We start from the raw sequence: 14,827 nt of genomic DNA on the forward strand, positions 1-14,827 counted from the left end.
ATTCTATCTCAGCAGCCGTGAACGCAGGCCGGCCCGATAGAAGAGGTTCCAAGACGCTTCAAGCTCGTCGCATCGCGGCGGCGTATGGGGTAGGACGTGACGGCCAGACCGATCGAGGCCCGCAATGTCGAAGAAGCCGATCAGCACGTTTCCCGGCTCGCTGCCGGACCACAAGGACGCGGTGAAGGCGGAAGCCGAGGCCGTCAGCACCAAGATCGATGAGGCTTTTCTGAAGCTCGCCAAGAGGATGCGCGCGCGGGCCGACAAGGCGAAGGGCAAGATGGACCAGACCAGAAAGCCCGAGAAGCGCGCTGTCCTGCTGAGACGCTTCGAGCTCTACGCGGATGCGGCGACCCACCTCGAGGAACGCCTGCCCGAGCGCGACTAAGAGGTCCCCAGTCGGGATGCTCCGCCGGGTGCGGGACGGTCTGGCGGTCGGCCTCGGGGGCAGCTGGCTACCGTGCAGCGCCCGCAGCCATCTCAGGCCGACTGCCGGCCGGCGGGCCGTCGGACCTCAAAGTCGCGCAGACCGGGTCCGGGCCCTCGGATTTCGAGGTCGCCCGCAGCCCCGAGCGCCTGCACGCGTCCGAACAGGACGATGTCGCTGACGCCTTGACCCGGCGGGTCGACCTCGACGCAGAGATGGTGCAGAGCGCGCCCGACCACCTTGACGGCGAGCTCCCAGTCTGCGGACGCCTGGGCGACGAGAACGGGGTCGAAATGCGTCAGCGGAGCCGAGACCAAGCGGCCGTCGCATACCACGCGCAGCGGTGCATTCTCGCGCCTCAGGCGCGCCCAGGCCGCCGCGGCGGCCGCGCACTCGGCGCTCTCGACGGTGCGGCGCTTGTCCTTCAGGCCGGACGCGACGATGTCCTCCGGGCGCATGATCCCGAGCGACCAGGGCATTCGAATGCCGTCCCGCGTGACGAAGTCGAGGGCCGTCGCGTCGATGATGTCGAAGGGCCGGCCGTCCATGCGGAACGCGAATTCGAGGAAGCTCGCCTGCTCGGCGGCGTCTGTCAGGCAGACCCAGTAGACCGGATGCACGCCGGCCGATGTGGCGTCCGCCCAGGGTTCCTCCGCCTCGCGCTGGTCGTCGTAGGGATCGCAGCGCAGGACGGTTCTGATCCACCTCTGGCGAGCATCCGGATCCGGCGGGTCGATCGGGCCGAAGTTCAGGCGGCTGGGGAGCGCGATGACCCGTGCTTCGCAGCCTTGAGACCGAAGGGCGTCGCGAATGGAGTCCGCCGGGCTCACGCCGCCGGTCACGTGGACGGTTTCGGCCTTGACGGACATTCCGGACTCTCCCGCGGCGGGCGGCGTGGACCATGCCGCGATCGGCATCGTCTCACTTTCTGCCCGGTTTGAGCCGGGCGATGAGGATGGGCAAGCCATCGACCGGGCTCGTCACCGGGATGCCGGTTCCAACCGGCGCGCGACGGTCGGGGCTCGCCTTCCTGTGATCGTCGTCTCGCGGTGCGCGCGTCGCATGTTCAGCCAATCCGGCAACGGATCGTCGGGGGCCGGGAAGCGGGAGACGAGGCCCTCAAGCATCGGCGGGGTCGCCTCGGACGGCAGCCTCGATCCGGGCGATGTCGATCCTGCGCATGGTCATCATCGCCTCGAAGGCGCGCCGGGCCGCGGCCGTGTCGGGATTGCTGTTGGCACGCAGCAGCGCCCGCGGCGTGATCTGCCAGGAGAAGCCCCACCGGTCCGTGCACCAGCCGCACTGGCTCTCCGCTCCGCCGTTGCCCACGATGGCATCCCAGTACCGATCGGTCTCCGCCTGATCCTCGGTCAGCACCATGAAGCTGATGGCCGGATTGGCCTTGAAGGCGGGGCCGCCGTTCAGGCCGACGAACGGACGGCCGAGCACGGTGAACGCGACCGTGAGTTCGCCGCCCTCGGTGCCCCCCGATAATCCGACGGGGCGTTCATGGGGGCGCCGACATGGCTGTCCGGGAAGGTGTCGGCATAGAACTGCGCGGCCTTGCGGGCCTCGCCGCGATCGAACCAGAGGCAGGTCGTCAGCTTGTCGGTCGTCATGGCCGGTCTCCCCTCATGGCGCCTGTCGCGGACCGGCGAGGCCCAGCCGATTGCCCTCCGGATCGGCGATGATGGCCGAATAGCTGCCTCCGGGAATGGGATCGGGTCCTCGGAGCACCGTGCCGCCGCTCTCGCGAACCGTCCCGAGTGCGGCATCGATATCCGGTACGTGGATGTACCAGTTCCACCGGGCCGGGGCGCCCGTCGCTGCGCTCGACATCACCGCGCCGGGGCGCAGGTCGCCGCGCCCGATGAAGGCGTACGCGCCCATCGCGCCCATCGGCATGGCCCCGAGCTTCTCCCAGCCGAACAGCGCGCCGTAGAACCCGATTGCCGCATCGGGATCGGGGGTTGCGAGTTCGATCCACACGCCGTGGCCGAGGGTCGGCGCCGTCCCGAGGGGCACCGGGCCGAAGGCGCGGGTCTCCCCCGGGCGCGCGGCGCTCATCACGGCGAAGACCACGTCCTGCGGGTCGCTCACCATGGCGAAGCGACCGACATGCGGGATATCGACCGGCCCGAAATGGATCCGGCCGCCGAGATCCATCACCCGGGACGCCAAGGCGTCGACATCGCGGGTCGCGAGGTAGACCGCCCAACCGGGAAAGCCCGGGGCTTCGGGCATCGGCCGCCGGATCCCGGCCACGGGTATCCCGTCAGCCTCGGCGATGCGGTAGCCGCCATGCTCGGGCATCGGCGAGGCGGCGACGCGCCAACCGGCGACCGCTTGGTAGAAGGCCTGGGCCGCGTCCGGGTCGGCTGCGTTCAGCTCGAACCAGATCGGTGTTCCCTCGACGACGGGCATCGGGCGTTCCTCCGTGACGACGGGTGCTGTGGCCGCCTCGCGGCGACATCGCGGGCCTCGCTTTACCCAAGCTTGCATCCTCGGTTACACAAAGCAACCATGCAGTCAGATAAAATAACTTGTGATCTCTCTCCGCCACGGGAGCGCCGGTACGACGATGCCTGCGGCACCGCCCTCGCCCTGGAATTCATCGGCGAGCGCTGGTCGCTGCTGATCATGCGCGAGCTGGTCTACGGCCCCAGGCGCTTCGGCGAGATCCGGCTGAACCTTCCGGGCATCAGCGCGAACGTGTTGACCCAGCGTCTGGGGAGCCTGGAGGAGGCGGGGATCGTCCTGCGCCGTCGGTTGCCGTCCCCGGCCAACGTGCAGGTCTACGATCTGACGGATTGGGGCCGCGACGCCGCGCCGTTGATGCGGGATCTCGGTCGCTGGGCCGCGCGCTCCCCACGTCATGACCCGCGCCTGTTCATGTCGGCCGCGTCGGCCATGATGTCGCTGCAGGCCCTCGTCGATCGCGCGAAGGCCGCGACGTTGCCCGTCGCGGCCGCCTTCCATTTTCCCGGCGAGGATTTCGTCGCCACGGTGGCCGGCGGCGAGATCCTGGTGAGCCGTGGCGTCATGGCGGCGCCGGACCTCGCCTTCACCGGCGACACACTCGCCATGCGCCGCACGATCTACGGCAAGGCGCCCCTCGCCAGAGACGGCGCGGGCGGCACGCTCGCCTTCACGGGCAAGGCCGCTCTGGCGCACTCCTTCGTCGACCTGTTCGCCCTACCCGCTAAAATTCCCTGAGGAGCAGCGTCACGGCTTTGATCGTTCTTCAGCAACGTGCCTTCGCCGGCGCACTGCCGTGCGCCCCGCGGCCGACCGCCATCGCGCGTCCCCATCACCCGTTTGGAGCCGCTGCCTCGATGCCGGGCGCATGGGCCGATTCAGGTTCGGTCCGGGATATCCAGATCGAGGAGGGCGGAGCCCAGTCCCTTGCCGTGCGCGTCGAGCGCCAGCGAGCGGGTCACGCCGCCCCCAAGGGCGCCCGTCATCACGAAGTTCAGCGCCCCGATCTTCGGCAGCGCGTAGCGGACGACCTCGCCCGTCACGATCTCGCGGAAGTGCTCCTGCACCCGCCTGGCCGTGACATGCGCTTCGAGATGGCCGTAATCCGCCATGTCGTAGGCGATCAGCGCGATGTTCGACGTGTTGCCCTTGTCGCCCGTGCGGGAATGGGCGAGCGCGCGCAGCTTCATGATCCCGTCTCCCGATCTCAGGCGTCCACGAAGTCGACGCGCGGCCGTGCGAGCGCGGCCGGGACCAGCACCGATTGCACGGCCACCACCTCGCGGGCCGACTTCCAGGCACCCCCGCCGCCCGCCGGACCGTTGGTGTAGAGCGTCTCGACCTCGTTTCCGATCCGGACCGCCTCGGCGTACGTCTCGGTCCGCCCGGCCACGCGGAGCCGGACCTCGTAGGGCTCCCGCCCGGCCGACAGCGCCTCCCCGTGAAGCGCGTCGAGGCCGATGAGATCGCACCGCAGCTCGCTCGTCGCCACGCCGGTGAGGGCCAGGCGCTCGCGGACCACGTCGCGGGCGAGCCGGCCGCGGGCCAGCGCGCCGGGTCCGGCGTAGGAGATCTGCCCCTCGCCGACATACGAGTCCACGTACCCGACCGAGACCTTCAGGAGACCCGTCGCCGGCGACCCCGTCGCGCCGGAGGCCCGGACGCGATCCGGACCGACCTGCGCCATCTCGACCCCAGAGAAGTCGCCGACCACGTCCGGCTGCAGGTAGCGGGCCGGGTCATGCACCTCGTAGAGCATCTGCTCCTTGCAGGTCGCCAGGCTGACCCGGCCGCCCGAGCCCGCGACCTTCGTGATCTCCACCGTGCCGTCCTCCGCCACGATCCCGATCGGGAAGCCGAGGCGCGCCAGGTCCGGGATGTCCTTGTGGCCGGGATCTGCGAAGTAGCCGCCGGTGATCTGGCCTGCGCATTCGAGCAGGTGGCCCGCGAGGGTGCCGCGGCCCAGGCGCTCCCAGTCGTCCATCGCCCAGCCGAATTCGTGGATCAGGGGGGCGAGGAACAGGGCCGGATCACCGACGCGGCCGGTGATGACCACGTCGGCGCCGTCCGCGAGCGCGGCGACGATCGGGGCCGCGCCGAGATAGGCATTGGCCGAGACGATGCGGTTGCCGAGGCTCGTCGCGGGCGCGCCGCTCTCCTCCAGGGTAAAATCGCCGGCCCGCACCGCGGCGAGGAGGTCGTCGCCGGTCACGGCGGCGATCCGCAGCCCGGCGAGACCCAGGTCCCGCGCCACGGCCCGGGTCCTATGGGCGGCGGCGACCGGATGGGCCGCGCCCATGTTGGTGACGATGCGGATGCCGCGGGTCCGGCACGGCACGAGCACCGCCCGCATCCGGGCTTCGAGAAGCGGATCGTAGCCGCCCTCGGGGTCTCGCAGCTTGGCCTGCTGCGCCAGCGCGATGGTGCGCTCGGCGAGGCACTCGAAGACGAGGTAGTCGATCTCGCCACGCTCGGCGAGTTCGATCGCGGGCTCGATTCGGTCGCCGGCATATCCCGCGCCGGCGCCGAGGCGGACGGATCTCATGGATCGATTCCTCTGACGGAGGGGAAAGACCCGGATGGCGACGCCGGCAGGGCCATCACCCCGGAGGCCTCAGCCGGACCGGACCGGTGGATTCCTGCTCGCCGGCGCAGTCGATGCCGGTCGGGCCGCAGACCCGGAGGATCGCGGGCCTCTGCGGGCTCACGGGACGTGCCGTCGTCCTCGGCCCGAACGGCGCCCGCTGTACGGGCGGCACGCCGGGGTGGCCGGCGCTCGGGGACGTGACCGGCAGGAGGCCGAAATCAGTACTCATGCTCGACGCTCCCCCTTCTCGATTCCGCGCGCGTCCCTTAACGCTTTGCGGAACGATACCGTGAGGAGTGGACGATGTCTGTCAGACCGATCCTTCTTTCCGAGATGACGCGTATCGCCGACGAAAATCAGAAGTCCCTGCCGCCGCTCGTCGATGATCTGGTGATGCTGGAGACCGAGTTCGACTCGCTCTGCTTCGCGCTTCTCGTCGCCGGCATGGAGGAGCGCACCGGCCTCGACCCCTTCACCGAGATGGATATGGCCGATCTGCCGGTGACGGTGGGCGAACTCGTCGCGCTCTACGACCGCGCGCAGGCGCATGCGGCCGCCTAGCCCGGCGAGCCTCCGCTCCGCCCTGAGCCGCGCCGGAGACGTCGGCGGCCGGACCATGTCCGATCCCAAGCGCTCCGTGGCGTTCGCGTCGCTCGAGACCGGTTCGAACCTGTCCTGTCCGCCGGCCGCACTGGCGGGTCGCTCCGTGCTGATCGCCACGCAAGCCCAGTTTCCGGCGGCGCTCTCCCTGATCGCCCTCGACGGTCTGGCGCAGCGGCTGGTTCTCGCGCCCCCCGACCTCCCGCAAGCGTCGCTCGGGACGATCCTGCGCGACGCCGAGATCGACACGGTCGTCACCGACGCGGCGGCGCACGCGACGTCGGATTTCGCCGGGCTCGATGTCGTGATCGCCGACGACCGGCTCGTCCCGATCGACCCGATGCCCGACGACGCGGTCGCGACCGAATGGGTCCTCGCCACGTCCGGCACGACCGGCGCACCCAAGCTCGTCGTCCACACCCTGGAGGGCTTGGCCGGCGCGATCGAACCGGTGGTCGATGCCGCCGCCACGGTCTGGGGCACCTTCTACGACATCAGGCGCTACGGCGGTCTGCAGATCTTCCTCCGCGCCGTCCTGGGTCCGTCCTCGCTGATTCTTTCGGACGCCGACGAGGCCGTCGGCACCTTCCTCGATCGCCTGGGCCGCGCGGGCGCGACCCACATCCTCGGCACGCCGTCGCATTGGCGGAGGGCCCTGATGAGCCCGAGACTGTCGGGGCTCGCGCCGCGCTACGTGCGCCTCTCCGGCGAGATCGCCGACCAGGCGATCCTCGATCAGCTCAAGCGGGCGTTCCCCGAGGCGCACGTGGCCCACGCCTACGCGTCGACCGAGGCGGGCGTCGGCTTCAGCGTCGACGACGGCCGCGCCGGGTTTCCCGCCGATCTGGTCGGCGCCCGACCGGGCATCGAGATCCGGGTCCGGGACGAGATCCTGCAGGTGCGGTCGGTCCGGACCGGGCGGCGTTACCTTGGCGCCGATGCCGCTGACCTCGCGGACAGCGAGGGCTTCGTCGATACGGGCGACCGGGTCGCGGTACACGAGGGTCGGTACGTCTTCCTCGGCCGGCGCAGCGGACTCATCAACGTTGGCGGTGCCAAGGTGCAGCCGGAGGAGGTCGAGGCGGTCCTGAACCGTCACCCCGGCGTGTCGATGGCGCGCGTGCGCGGGCGCCCGAACCCGATCCTCGGATCCCTCGTGGTCGCCGATATCGCGCTGCACGGGCGTCTCCCGGAGGGCGACGACGCGGCGGCCCTGTCGGCCGAGCTGCTGGCCCTCTGTCGCCGGGAACTGCCCGCCTACAAGGTTCCCGCCCGGCTCGTCTTCGTCGAGACGCTGCCGCTGACGGCGAGCGGCAAGCTCGCGCGAGGCATGCCGTGAGCGCACCGCGTCTCGTCGTCGTCACCGGGGCAAGCCGCGGGATCGGTCTCGCCATCGCCGAGACTCTTGCCGGCGACGGATTTTCGGTACTGGCCATCGCGCGCAACTGCGGTCCGGCGCTGACGGCGGCGATGGCCAGCCGCCCGAGCCTGCGGTTCCGGTCGTTCGACCTCGCGGACGTCGACGGCCTCCACAATCTCGCGCGGGAGATCCGCACGGATCACGGCACCGTCTACGGGCTGGTGAACAACGCCGCCCTGGGAACGCCGGGCCTCCTCGCGACGATGCCGACGGGTGAGATCGCCCGCATGGTGCAGCTCAACGTGCTCTCGCCGATGGTGCTGACCAAGCATCTCGTCCGCGGGATGATGTCGGCCCGCGCCGGGCGCATCGTCAACGTCTCCTCGATCATCGCCGGGACCGGGTACAACGCCCTCTCGGTCTACGGCGCGACCAAGGCCGGGATGGTGGGGTTTACGCGTTCGCTGGCGCGGGAGGTCGGGCCGCTCGGCGTCACGGTGAACGCCGTCGCGCCGGGCTTCATCGACACCGACATGACCGGCGGCCTCGGCGCCGAGGAGCAGGACCGGATCGCACGACGCGCGGCCCTGCGGCGCCTCGCCGAACCTCGGGACGTGGCCGATGCCGTCGCCTACCTGATGTCCGAGCGGGCCCGGAACATCACCGGCACGGTCCTGACCGTGGACGCCGGAAGCACCGCCTGAGGCCGCCGATCAGAACGGCCAGTCGCCCGCCGCGATCCGCGCGTAGCCGGCCGGATCGAGGCGCATGTAGGCGCCGCGCTGCCGGTCCCAGGCCAGGATCGGGTCGGGACAGCGGGCTGGCGCGAAACCGACCGCGCGCAGGTCTCCGACGGCCGGTTTGAACGTGCTCGTGAGCGGAAGGCTGTCCGCCAGTCTCAGGAACACCGGGCATGCATAAGAGGGCAGCGACACGCGGAGAGATCGGTTGAAGCCGGCGGCGTCGAAGTCCGGATCGACCGCCAGCGCCGCCATGCCGGCCCGGCCCTCGTGGCCCGGGACGTCGACACCGAAGACCGCCGCCGCCCGCACGCCCGGTATGGCGAGCAGCGTCTCCGTGACCTCGGCGCAGGAGACGTTCTCGCCCTTCCAGCGGAAGGTGTCGCCGATCCGCTCGACGAAACGGACGAAGCCGCGTCGGTCGCGGCGCATCAGGTCGCCGGTGCGAAACCAGCGGTCTCCCGGCGTGCGCACGTCGTGCGCGACCTTGGCGGAGGTGGCGGCGGGGTCGGTATAGCCCTCGAACGGCCGGCCAGCGTCGCCTTCGCCGGATCCGATCAAACCCAGGGCTTCGCCGGGCTCGTCCCAGGCGCACGGGATGCAGAAGCCGTCGGTCCCGCGCAGGAGCGTCCCGGTCTCCGGATCGCAGCGCACGATGGCGAACGGGAAGCGTCCTGCGAGTAGCGGCGGCACGCGGCCGATCGCGCCGACCTCACCCTCGCAATTGTAGAGCGACAGGTTGCCTTCGGTGGAGGCGTAGAATTCGAGGATGCGCAGCCCCGTGAACCGCGCCGCGAACGCCCGCCAGGGCGCCGGCGCCAGGCCGTTGCCGACGCAGAGACGCAGCCTGTGACGCGCTTCGTCGGGATGCGGCGGCGCCTCCGCGAGAAGTCGGCACAGCTCCCCGATATACTGGAACAGTGTCGCGCCCGAAGCGGTCACGTCCGGCCAGAACCGCGACAGGGAGAAGCGGCTGCGGATCACGACCGATCCCCCGCGCACCAGGAGTGCCCCCGGCGCGACGATCCCGCCGACGCTGTGCGACATCGGCAGGCACAGATACATGCGGTCGTCGGACGTCACGTCGGCGAGTCCGGCGAACCAGAGGCTCCATTCGAGGATCCGGCGGTGGCTGACCAGCGCCGCCTTCGGAAAGCCGGTGGTGCCGGAGGTGAAGACGAGGAGCGCCGTGTCGGCGATCGTGGGCCGCACGCCCTCGTCCGGGCGAAGCGGCGCATCGGAGCGGCGGCTCATGTCCGCCTCGATGCAGGCCTCGCCGTCCGCGGACCCGTGCGTCCACACCGCTACGCCGTCCGGCGCACCGAGCCGCTCCCGGAGCGCGGCCTGGACGATGACGTGGCGCGCCTCCGAGACGCGCAGGGCATGGGCGAGGGAGCCGCCGACGAGGCTCGTGTTGATGAGCGCGGTGACGACACCGATCCGGCCGAGACCGAGCCAGATCGCGAGATAGTCCGGGTCGTTCCCCATCAGGAGGGCGATCCGGTCGCCGCGGCCGAGCCCCTGCGCGAGAGCCCAGCGCGCGTAGCGCCGGGAGCGCGATGCGAGTTCGTCGTAGCTCAGCCCCGTCGACTCGCCGATCAGCGCCGGGCGCGCCCCATGGTTCAGCGCCAACGCGTCGACCAGGTCCGGCAACGTTCGTCCGGGATCGCGGGCGATCGATGCCGTGGCGGTGAGCGCCCGCGCCCAATCCTGCGCGGCGGAGGGGCGCGCCGGCTCCGCGGTGTCGTGGTCAGCCTGTCTCATCCGTCCCCGCTTCGGACACGCGGCGGCCCGGGGCGGGCGGGTCGCGCACCCGGACCGCGGGAGGCAGCGCCCGGCGATCCGCGGTTCACGGCCCGAACACCGTGATCTCGGTGTAGCTCAGGTCGCCCACCGGCACCGGATGCGGGCCGCGGCTGTAGCGCGGGCGCCAGCCGTCGAGGTGGCGGCCGACGGCGCCCGGAAGGCGCTCGTCGACATCAAGCAACAGGAACGGCCGCTCGCCGCGCAGCAGCAGGTGACGGCCGATCGCGCCGAGCCAGCGCGGCAGCGCGTCGGCCGGGGGGCCATAGACCATCTGAAGCGCCGGGAGACGCGGCAGCCAGGTGTGACGTCGGCTGAGCTTGAGCGTGAGCCGCTGAAGGATCACGACGTGGCGCGCGGTGGCGTCGTCACAGAGCAGGCAGAGACAGCCGAAGGCCGCATGGTCGCGGACGAGGCTCCGCAAAGGTTCCGGCAGACGCGCGTCGTCGCCGGGCACCAAGGCGCGCACATGGACGCCGCGGCGCAGCGCGCCGAGGGCCGGGACGACGAGCATCTGTCCCGCGGTGGAGCGGCGGAAGCCCCGGGCCACATGCATGGCGATCGTGCCGGGTGCCGGGGAAACGTTGAGGTAGGTGACGCTCTTGTCCCGCATCGCCTGTCCGTCCAGCACGGTGCCGAAGATGCGAAACCGCGGAGCGACATACCAGCTCGACAGGTTGCAGCGCAGATGCGTCGCGGTGCCGTCCGACACGACGGAATAGATCGTCAGGACGACGCCGACGAGTTCGCCCTCGTGATCGAGCACGTAGCCGAAGCGCGGCACGCCGGCGGGCAGGCTGCGGGCCGTGAGACGCGCCAGTCCCCGCTCCCAATAGGCTCGGGATCTGTCGGGAAACGCCACGCACAGAAGGTCGGTCAGCGCAGCGAGATCGGTCGGCTCGATCGGGCGACAGCGGACGCGCGGATGTAGGGACAGTCCGGTCACTCCCGCCGCCGTCATCGAACGTCCAGCATCCTGCCGACTGACCGGGGTTCAGCCTTCAAGAACCAATATAAGGCCATCGGCACGCCGATAGTCCACCGGCGCCGGCAAACGTGAACAGTCCGGCCCACGATGTTTCGATGTGAGCCGACCGACGCGCGCTTCCCCCGACGAACCGGCAACGCGCAGACGAGTTCGGCTCGACATCGCCGGCCCAAACCGGAGTCACGGGGCAAAAACTACTCGGATCGTCGCTATCCGATCACAATCGATTGGGCTTGAAACACTGAAGTATGATCTGATCGTCGATCGGGTATGCTTGACCCGCGACGGCGGTTTCATGCCGATTCTGCGTGCCACGCAGGTCGGTCTCTGCGGGCGCGGACGGGCGGCCGCCGGGTCACCGCCAACGGTGAGGATGTGCCGAGAGTCTGTCTGATGCCCACGCGCCGCCAGGTGATCGCCGCCGCCGCCACGCTCGCCTTGCCGCGGCGCGCGTGGGGCGCGGGTCAGAGTGTCCTGCGCTTCGTGCCGCGCACGGATCTCGGCGTACTCGACCCGATCTGGAGTTCGGCCATCATCACGCGCAACCACGCCTTCATGGTCTACGACACGCTCTACGGGGAGAATTCCGACTTCGAGCCGAGCCCACAGATGGTGGCGGGACACCGGACCGAAGCCGACGGACGCCTGTGGCGGCTGACCCTGCGGGAGAATCTGACGTGGCATGACGGGGAGCGCGTGCTGGCCCGCGACTGCGTCGCCAGCATCCGCCGATGGGGCGCCAAGGACGCGTTCGGGCAGGCGCTCATGGCCGCAACCGACGAACTCGCGGCACCGGACGACCAAACCATCCTGTTCAGGTTGAAGGCGCCGTTTCCGTCTCTGCCCCACGCGCTCGGCAAGTCCGCCGCCTTCTTCCCCGCCATGATGCCGGAACGGCTGGCCTCCATCGGCCCGACCAAGCAGGTCACCGAGATCGTCGGCTCGGGACCGTTCCGCTACCGCACCGAGGAGCGGGTGCCCGGTGCGCGCAACGTCTACGAGCGGTTTTCCGCCTACAAGCCCCGGGGGGACGGTGCGGTCTCGCGGACCGCGGGGCCGAAGCGCGTGCACTTCGACCGCATCGAGTGGATCACGATCTCCGATCCGGGGACGGCGGCCTCGGCCCTGCGGGCGGGGGAGGTCGACTGGATCGACTACCCGGTGATCGACCTGCTGCCGACGCTGCGATCGAGCCCCGACGTGAGCGTGAAGATCCTCGATCCGAAGGGCCTGATCGGCGTCTTCCGGATGAACCACCTGCAGCCGCCGTTCGACAACCCGAAGATCCGGCGGGCCGTGCTCGCGGCGTTCGACCAGTCCGAGTTCATGCAGGCGGTGGCGGGCGACGACCGCAGCCTGTGGCGCGACGGCGTCGGCTTCTTCTGCCCGGAGACCCCGCTCGCCTCGGAGGCCGGGATCGCGGCGGTGACCGGCCCGCGCGACCTCGAAGCCGCCAAGCATGCGGTCGTCGAGGCCGGCTACGCCGGGGAGCCCGTCGCGCTCATCGTGTCGAGCGACTTCCCCGCCTTCAAGGCGATGTCGGACGTCGCCGCCGATACGATGCGGAAGATCGGGCTGAACGTCGATTATCAGTCCCTCGACTGGGGCACGGTGCAGCAGCGCCGCTATTCGCGGGACCCGGTCGACCGGGGCGGCTGGAGCGCGTTCGTCACGAACTTCGAGGGGGCCGATCTGGCCGATCCGGCGGGCCATCTCGCCCTGCGCACCCACGGATCGCAGGCGTGGTTCGGTTGGCCGAGCGACGCAACAATCGAACGCCTGCGCGATGCGTGGTTCGCCACCAAGGACCTCGCCGCGCAGCAGGACCTGGCGGCCGACATCCAGCGCGCGGCCTTCGTCAGCGTTCCCTACATCCCGCTCGGACAATTCTTCGTTCCGACGGCCTATCGATCCAGCCTGGTCGATCTTGTCGACGGCTTCGCGATCTTCTGGAACGTGAAGCGAAGTTGAGCGTCCGCTTCGGCCTGTAGGGCCGGCAGCGACGGGGCCTGGAATGCACCGTTGCCGTTGGCCTTCGGCGTCCAACCCATCTGATCGACTCGTCAGGCGGGACAACGCCCGTCCGCGATCCACGGCGCCGCGTGAACCGGACGCGGGCCGGGTCCCCCCGCATCGGCGAGCTAACTACGCGGCCCAGGATCAGCGCGCGGGCGGCCCGAACACCCGATCCAGATCCTCTTGCACGACGCCGTCGATCTCCAGGATCTTCAGCCGGCTCTGGTCACCCGCGACGACCCGCACCGAGCCGCGCCCGACCCTGAGCGCCTTGGCGATCATCACCACCAGCGCCGCGTTGGCGGCGCCGTCCACCGGCGGGGCGGCGACGCGAGCCCTCAGATAGGGCTGGCCCTTCTCGTCCCGCGCCCAGCCCTCCGCGGCGTCGCGGCCGCCGCGGGGCGTCAGACGCACCGCGAGCCGTATCGCCACCGCAAGAGCCTCAGAAGATCTTGCCGGGGTTGAGCCGGTTTTCCGGATCGAGCGCCCGCTTGACCAGCCGCATCGTGGCGATCTCCTCGGGCGAGCGCGACAGCGGCAGCTTGCCCCGCTTCTCCAGCCCGATCCCGTGCTCGGCCGAGACCGAGCCGTTCAGCGCGGCGAGGGGCGCGTAGATCGCCGCGTCGATCGCCGCGTTGCCGGCCGCGTCGAGGCGGGTGGTGTTCCAGTGCAGGTTGTTGTCGCCGATATGTCCGTAGACGACGGCCCGGCAGCCGGGGATCGCGGCAAGATCCTCGCTCGCCTTACGGACGTAGCCATCCATCTTCGACAGCGGCACGCTGACGTCGAAGGCGCGCTCGATCCCGTCGGCGTTGAGATGCTCGACCCGGTCGCGGATGCGCCACATGCCCCGGCGCTGCTCCTCGGAGGAGGCGATCGCCGCGTCGAGGATGGTGCCGTCGGTCATCAGGCCTTCGAGCAGGTCGAGGAAGCGGTCGGATTCCTCGGCTACGCACTCGACCTCGATGATCGCGTAGAACGGATGATCCGGTCCCAGCGGCGGCGTCGCCCGGCCGGGCGCCGTCATCAGCCGATAGAAATCCGGCCACAGCCCCTCGAAGGACGAGACCCGGCCCTGGAATGCGCTCTGGGCCGCTCGCAGAACCCGCGCGCCATCATCGACACCCGGACAGGCGACGAGCGCGGTGGCGTAGCCGGCCGGCTCCGGACGCAGCCGCAGGACCGCCCGCGTGACGATCCCCAGCGTCCCCTCCGTGCCCACGAAGAGCTGCTTCAGGTCGAGGCCGGTGTTGTTCTTGATGAGCGGGCGCATGGACGACACCACCGTGCCGTCGGCCAGCACCGCCTCCAGGCCCAGCACCATCTCGCGCATCATGCCGTAGCGCAGCACCCGCAGGCCGCCGGCATTGGTCGAGATCGCGCCGCCGATCGTCGCCGAGCCCCGGGCGCCGAGGTCGAGGGGGAAGAACAGGCCGGCGGCCGCGGCCGCCTCCTGCACGCTCTCGATGGTGGCACCGGTCCCCACGACTATGGTCATCCCCAGGGGATCGACCGGCTCGAGGCCGGTCATGCGCTCCGTCGACAGGGTGATCTCGTCGGGTGCGCAGAGCGTGCCGTCCACGAGGCCGGTGGCGCCGCCCCGCGGGACCACCGCCACGCCGGCCGCACCGCAGGCCGCCATCACGGCGCCGGTCTCGGCGGTGCTGCGCGGGCGGACCAGCGCCAGGGCGGCACAGGGCTCGGCCGGCCGCGTCCAATTCGCCGAGCGCCCGCGCAATTCCTCTCCGGTGACGAGGCCCGACGATCCGACGATCGCGGCGAGGCGGTCGAGGAGGGCGGCGTGCGACATCGGCATCATCTCTGGGAA

Annotated in this window: 15 protein-coding genes and 1 pseudogene; 6 read left to right on the plus strand and 10 right to left on the minus strand. The window is 70.6% G+C overall.

Going from position 1 to position 14,827, the window contains the following annotated elements; genetic code table 11:
• Positions 1-124 precede the first annotated feature (124 nt).
• Positions 125-388 (plus strand): hypothetical protein, encoded by a 264-nt coding sequence (locus MKL01_RS25205; RefSeq protein ID WP_243907906.1) that lies wholly within the window; start codon positions 125-127, stop codon positions 386-388.
• A 92-nt stretch (positions 389-480) separates the two neighbouring features.
• On the opposite strand, the gene MKL01_RS25210 is transcribed toward MKL01_RS25205, so the two are convergent.
• From MKL01_RS25210 to MKL01_RS25220, 3 genes and pseudogenes are all read right to left on the minus strand, one after another.
• Positions 481-1,296 carry a DUF3658 domain-containing protein gene (locus MKL01_RS25210; RefSeq protein WP_243907907.1) on the minus strand — a complete coding sequence of 272 codons (816 nt, stop codon included), beginning with the start codon at positions 1,294-1,296 and terminating at the stop codon, positions 481-483.
• Positions 1,297-1,546: 250 nt separating this feature from the next.
• Positions 1,547-2,046 (minus strand): annotated as a pseudogene (locus MKL01_RS25215) (VOC family protein).
• Between the two features lie 13 nt (positions 2,047-2,059).
• Entirely contained in the window at positions 2,060-2,851 is a 792-nt protein-coding gene (locus MKL01_RS25220; protein WP_243907908.1) for a VOC family protein, read from the minus strand.
• A 99-nt stretch (positions 2,852-2,950) separates the two neighbouring features.
• On the opposite strand from MKL01_RS25220, the gene MKL01_RS25225 reads away from it, so the two are divergent.
• Positions 2,951-3,643, plus strand: a complete 693-nt coding sequence (locus tag MKL01_RS25225) for a winged helix-turn-helix transcriptional regulator (protein WP_243907909.1) — start codon at positions 2,951-2,953, stop codon at positions 3,641-3,643.
• Between the two features lie 140 nt (positions 3,644-3,783).
• Here MKL01_RS25225 and MKL01_RS25230 read toward each other — a convergent pair whose 3' ends face one another.
• From MKL01_RS25230 to MKL01_RS25240, 3 genes are read right to left on the minus strand one after another with little or no spacing between them, the layout of a single operon-like run.
• On the minus strand, positions 3,784-4,095 hold the full coding sequence (locus MKL01_RS25230) for a hypothetical protein (protein WP_243907910.1): 312 nt from the start codon (positions 4,093-4,095) through the stop codon (positions 3,784-3,786).
• 17 nt (positions 4,096-4,112) lie between these two features.
• A complete protein-coding gene (locus tag MKL01_RS25235) occupies positions 4,113-5,450 on the minus strand; it encodes an acyclic terpene utilization AtuA family protein (protein WP_243907911.1) in 1,338 nt (445 codons plus the stop codon).
• A 55-nt stretch (positions 5,451-5,505) separates the two neighbouring features.
• The gene (locus MKL01_RS25240; protein ID WP_243907912.1) at positions 5,506-5,721 is read right to left on the minus strand and encodes a hypothetical protein; all 216 of its coding nucleotides are present in this window, start codon (positions 5,719-5,721) and stop codon (positions 5,506-5,508) included.
• A gap of 74 nt (positions 5,722-5,795) precedes the next feature.
• Here MKL01_RS25240 and MKL01_RS25245 point away from each other — a divergent pair, with 74 nt between their 5' ends.
• The 3 genes from MKL01_RS25245 to MKL01_RS25255 are packed head-to-tail and all read left to right on the plus strand — an operon-like array spanning position 5,796 to position 8,156.
• Positions 5,796-6,053, plus strand: a complete 258-nt coding sequence (locus MKL01_RS25245) for an acyl carrier protein (RefSeq protein ID WP_243907913.1) — start codon at positions 5,796-5,798, stop codon at positions 6,051-6,053.
• Positions 6,040-7,431, plus strand: a complete 1,392-nt coding sequence (locus MKL01_RS25250) for an ANL family adenylate-forming protein (protein WP_409566332.1) — start codon at positions 6,040-6,042, stop codon at positions 7,429-7,431. The genes MKL01_RS25245 and MKL01_RS25250 overlap by 14 nt, the downstream gene beginning before the upstream one ends.
• A complete protein-coding gene (locus MKL01_RS25255) occupies positions 7,428-8,156 on the plus strand; it encodes an SDR family NAD(P)-dependent oxidoreductase (protein ID WP_243907915.1) in 729 nt (242 codons plus the stop codon). The genes MKL01_RS25250 and MKL01_RS25255 overlap by 4 nt, the downstream gene beginning before the upstream one ends.
• Before the next feature lie 9 nt (positions 8,157-8,165).
• Here MKL01_RS25255 and MKL01_RS25260 read toward each other — a convergent pair whose 3' ends face one another.
• The gene (locus MKL01_RS25260) at positions 8,166-9,956 is read right to left on the minus strand and encodes a long-chain-acyl-CoA synthetase (RefSeq protein ID WP_243907916.1); all 1,791 of its coding nucleotides are present in this window, start codon (positions 9,954-9,956) and stop codon (positions 8,166-8,168) included.
• 85 nt (positions 9,957-10,041) lie between these two features.
• Positions 10,042-10,956, minus strand: a complete 915-nt coding sequence (locus tag MKL01_RS25265) for a hypothetical protein (RefSeq protein ID WP_243907917.1) — start codon at positions 10,954-10,956, stop codon at positions 10,042-10,044.
• A 420-nt stretch (positions 10,957-11,376) separates the two neighbouring features.
• Here MKL01_RS25265 and MKL01_RS25270 point away from each other — a divergent pair, with 420 nt between their 5' ends.
• Positions 11,377-12,954 carry an ABC transporter substrate-binding protein gene (locus tag MKL01_RS25270; protein WP_243907918.1) on the plus strand — a complete coding sequence of 526 codons (1,578 nt, stop codon included), beginning with the start codon at positions 11,377-11,379 and terminating at the stop codon, positions 12,952-12,954.
• 189 nt (positions 12,955-13,143) lie between these two features.
• Here the strand turns inward: MKL01_RS25270 and MKL01_RS25275 are convergent, their stop codons facing one another.
• Both MKL01_RS25275 and MKL01_RS25280 read right to left on the minus strand, forming a co-directional pair.
• A complete protein-coding gene (locus MKL01_RS25275; protein ID WP_243907919.1) occupies positions 13,144-13,431 on the minus strand; it encodes a DUF167 family protein in 288 nt (95 codons plus the stop codon).
• A gap of 10 nt (positions 13,432-13,441) precedes the next feature.
• Positions 13,442-14,809, minus strand: coding sequence for an FAD-binding oxidoreductase (locus tag MKL01_RS25280; RefSeq protein ID WP_243907920.1), 1,368 nt, complete (start codon positions 14,807-14,809; stop codon positions 13,442-13,444).
• Positions 14,810-14,827 lie beyond the last annotated feature (18 nt).

This window comes from Methylobacterium sp. J-070, assembly GCF_022829385.1.
Lineage (GTDB): Bacteria > Pseudomonadota > Alphaproteobacteria > Rhizobiales > Beijerinckiaceae > Methylobacterium.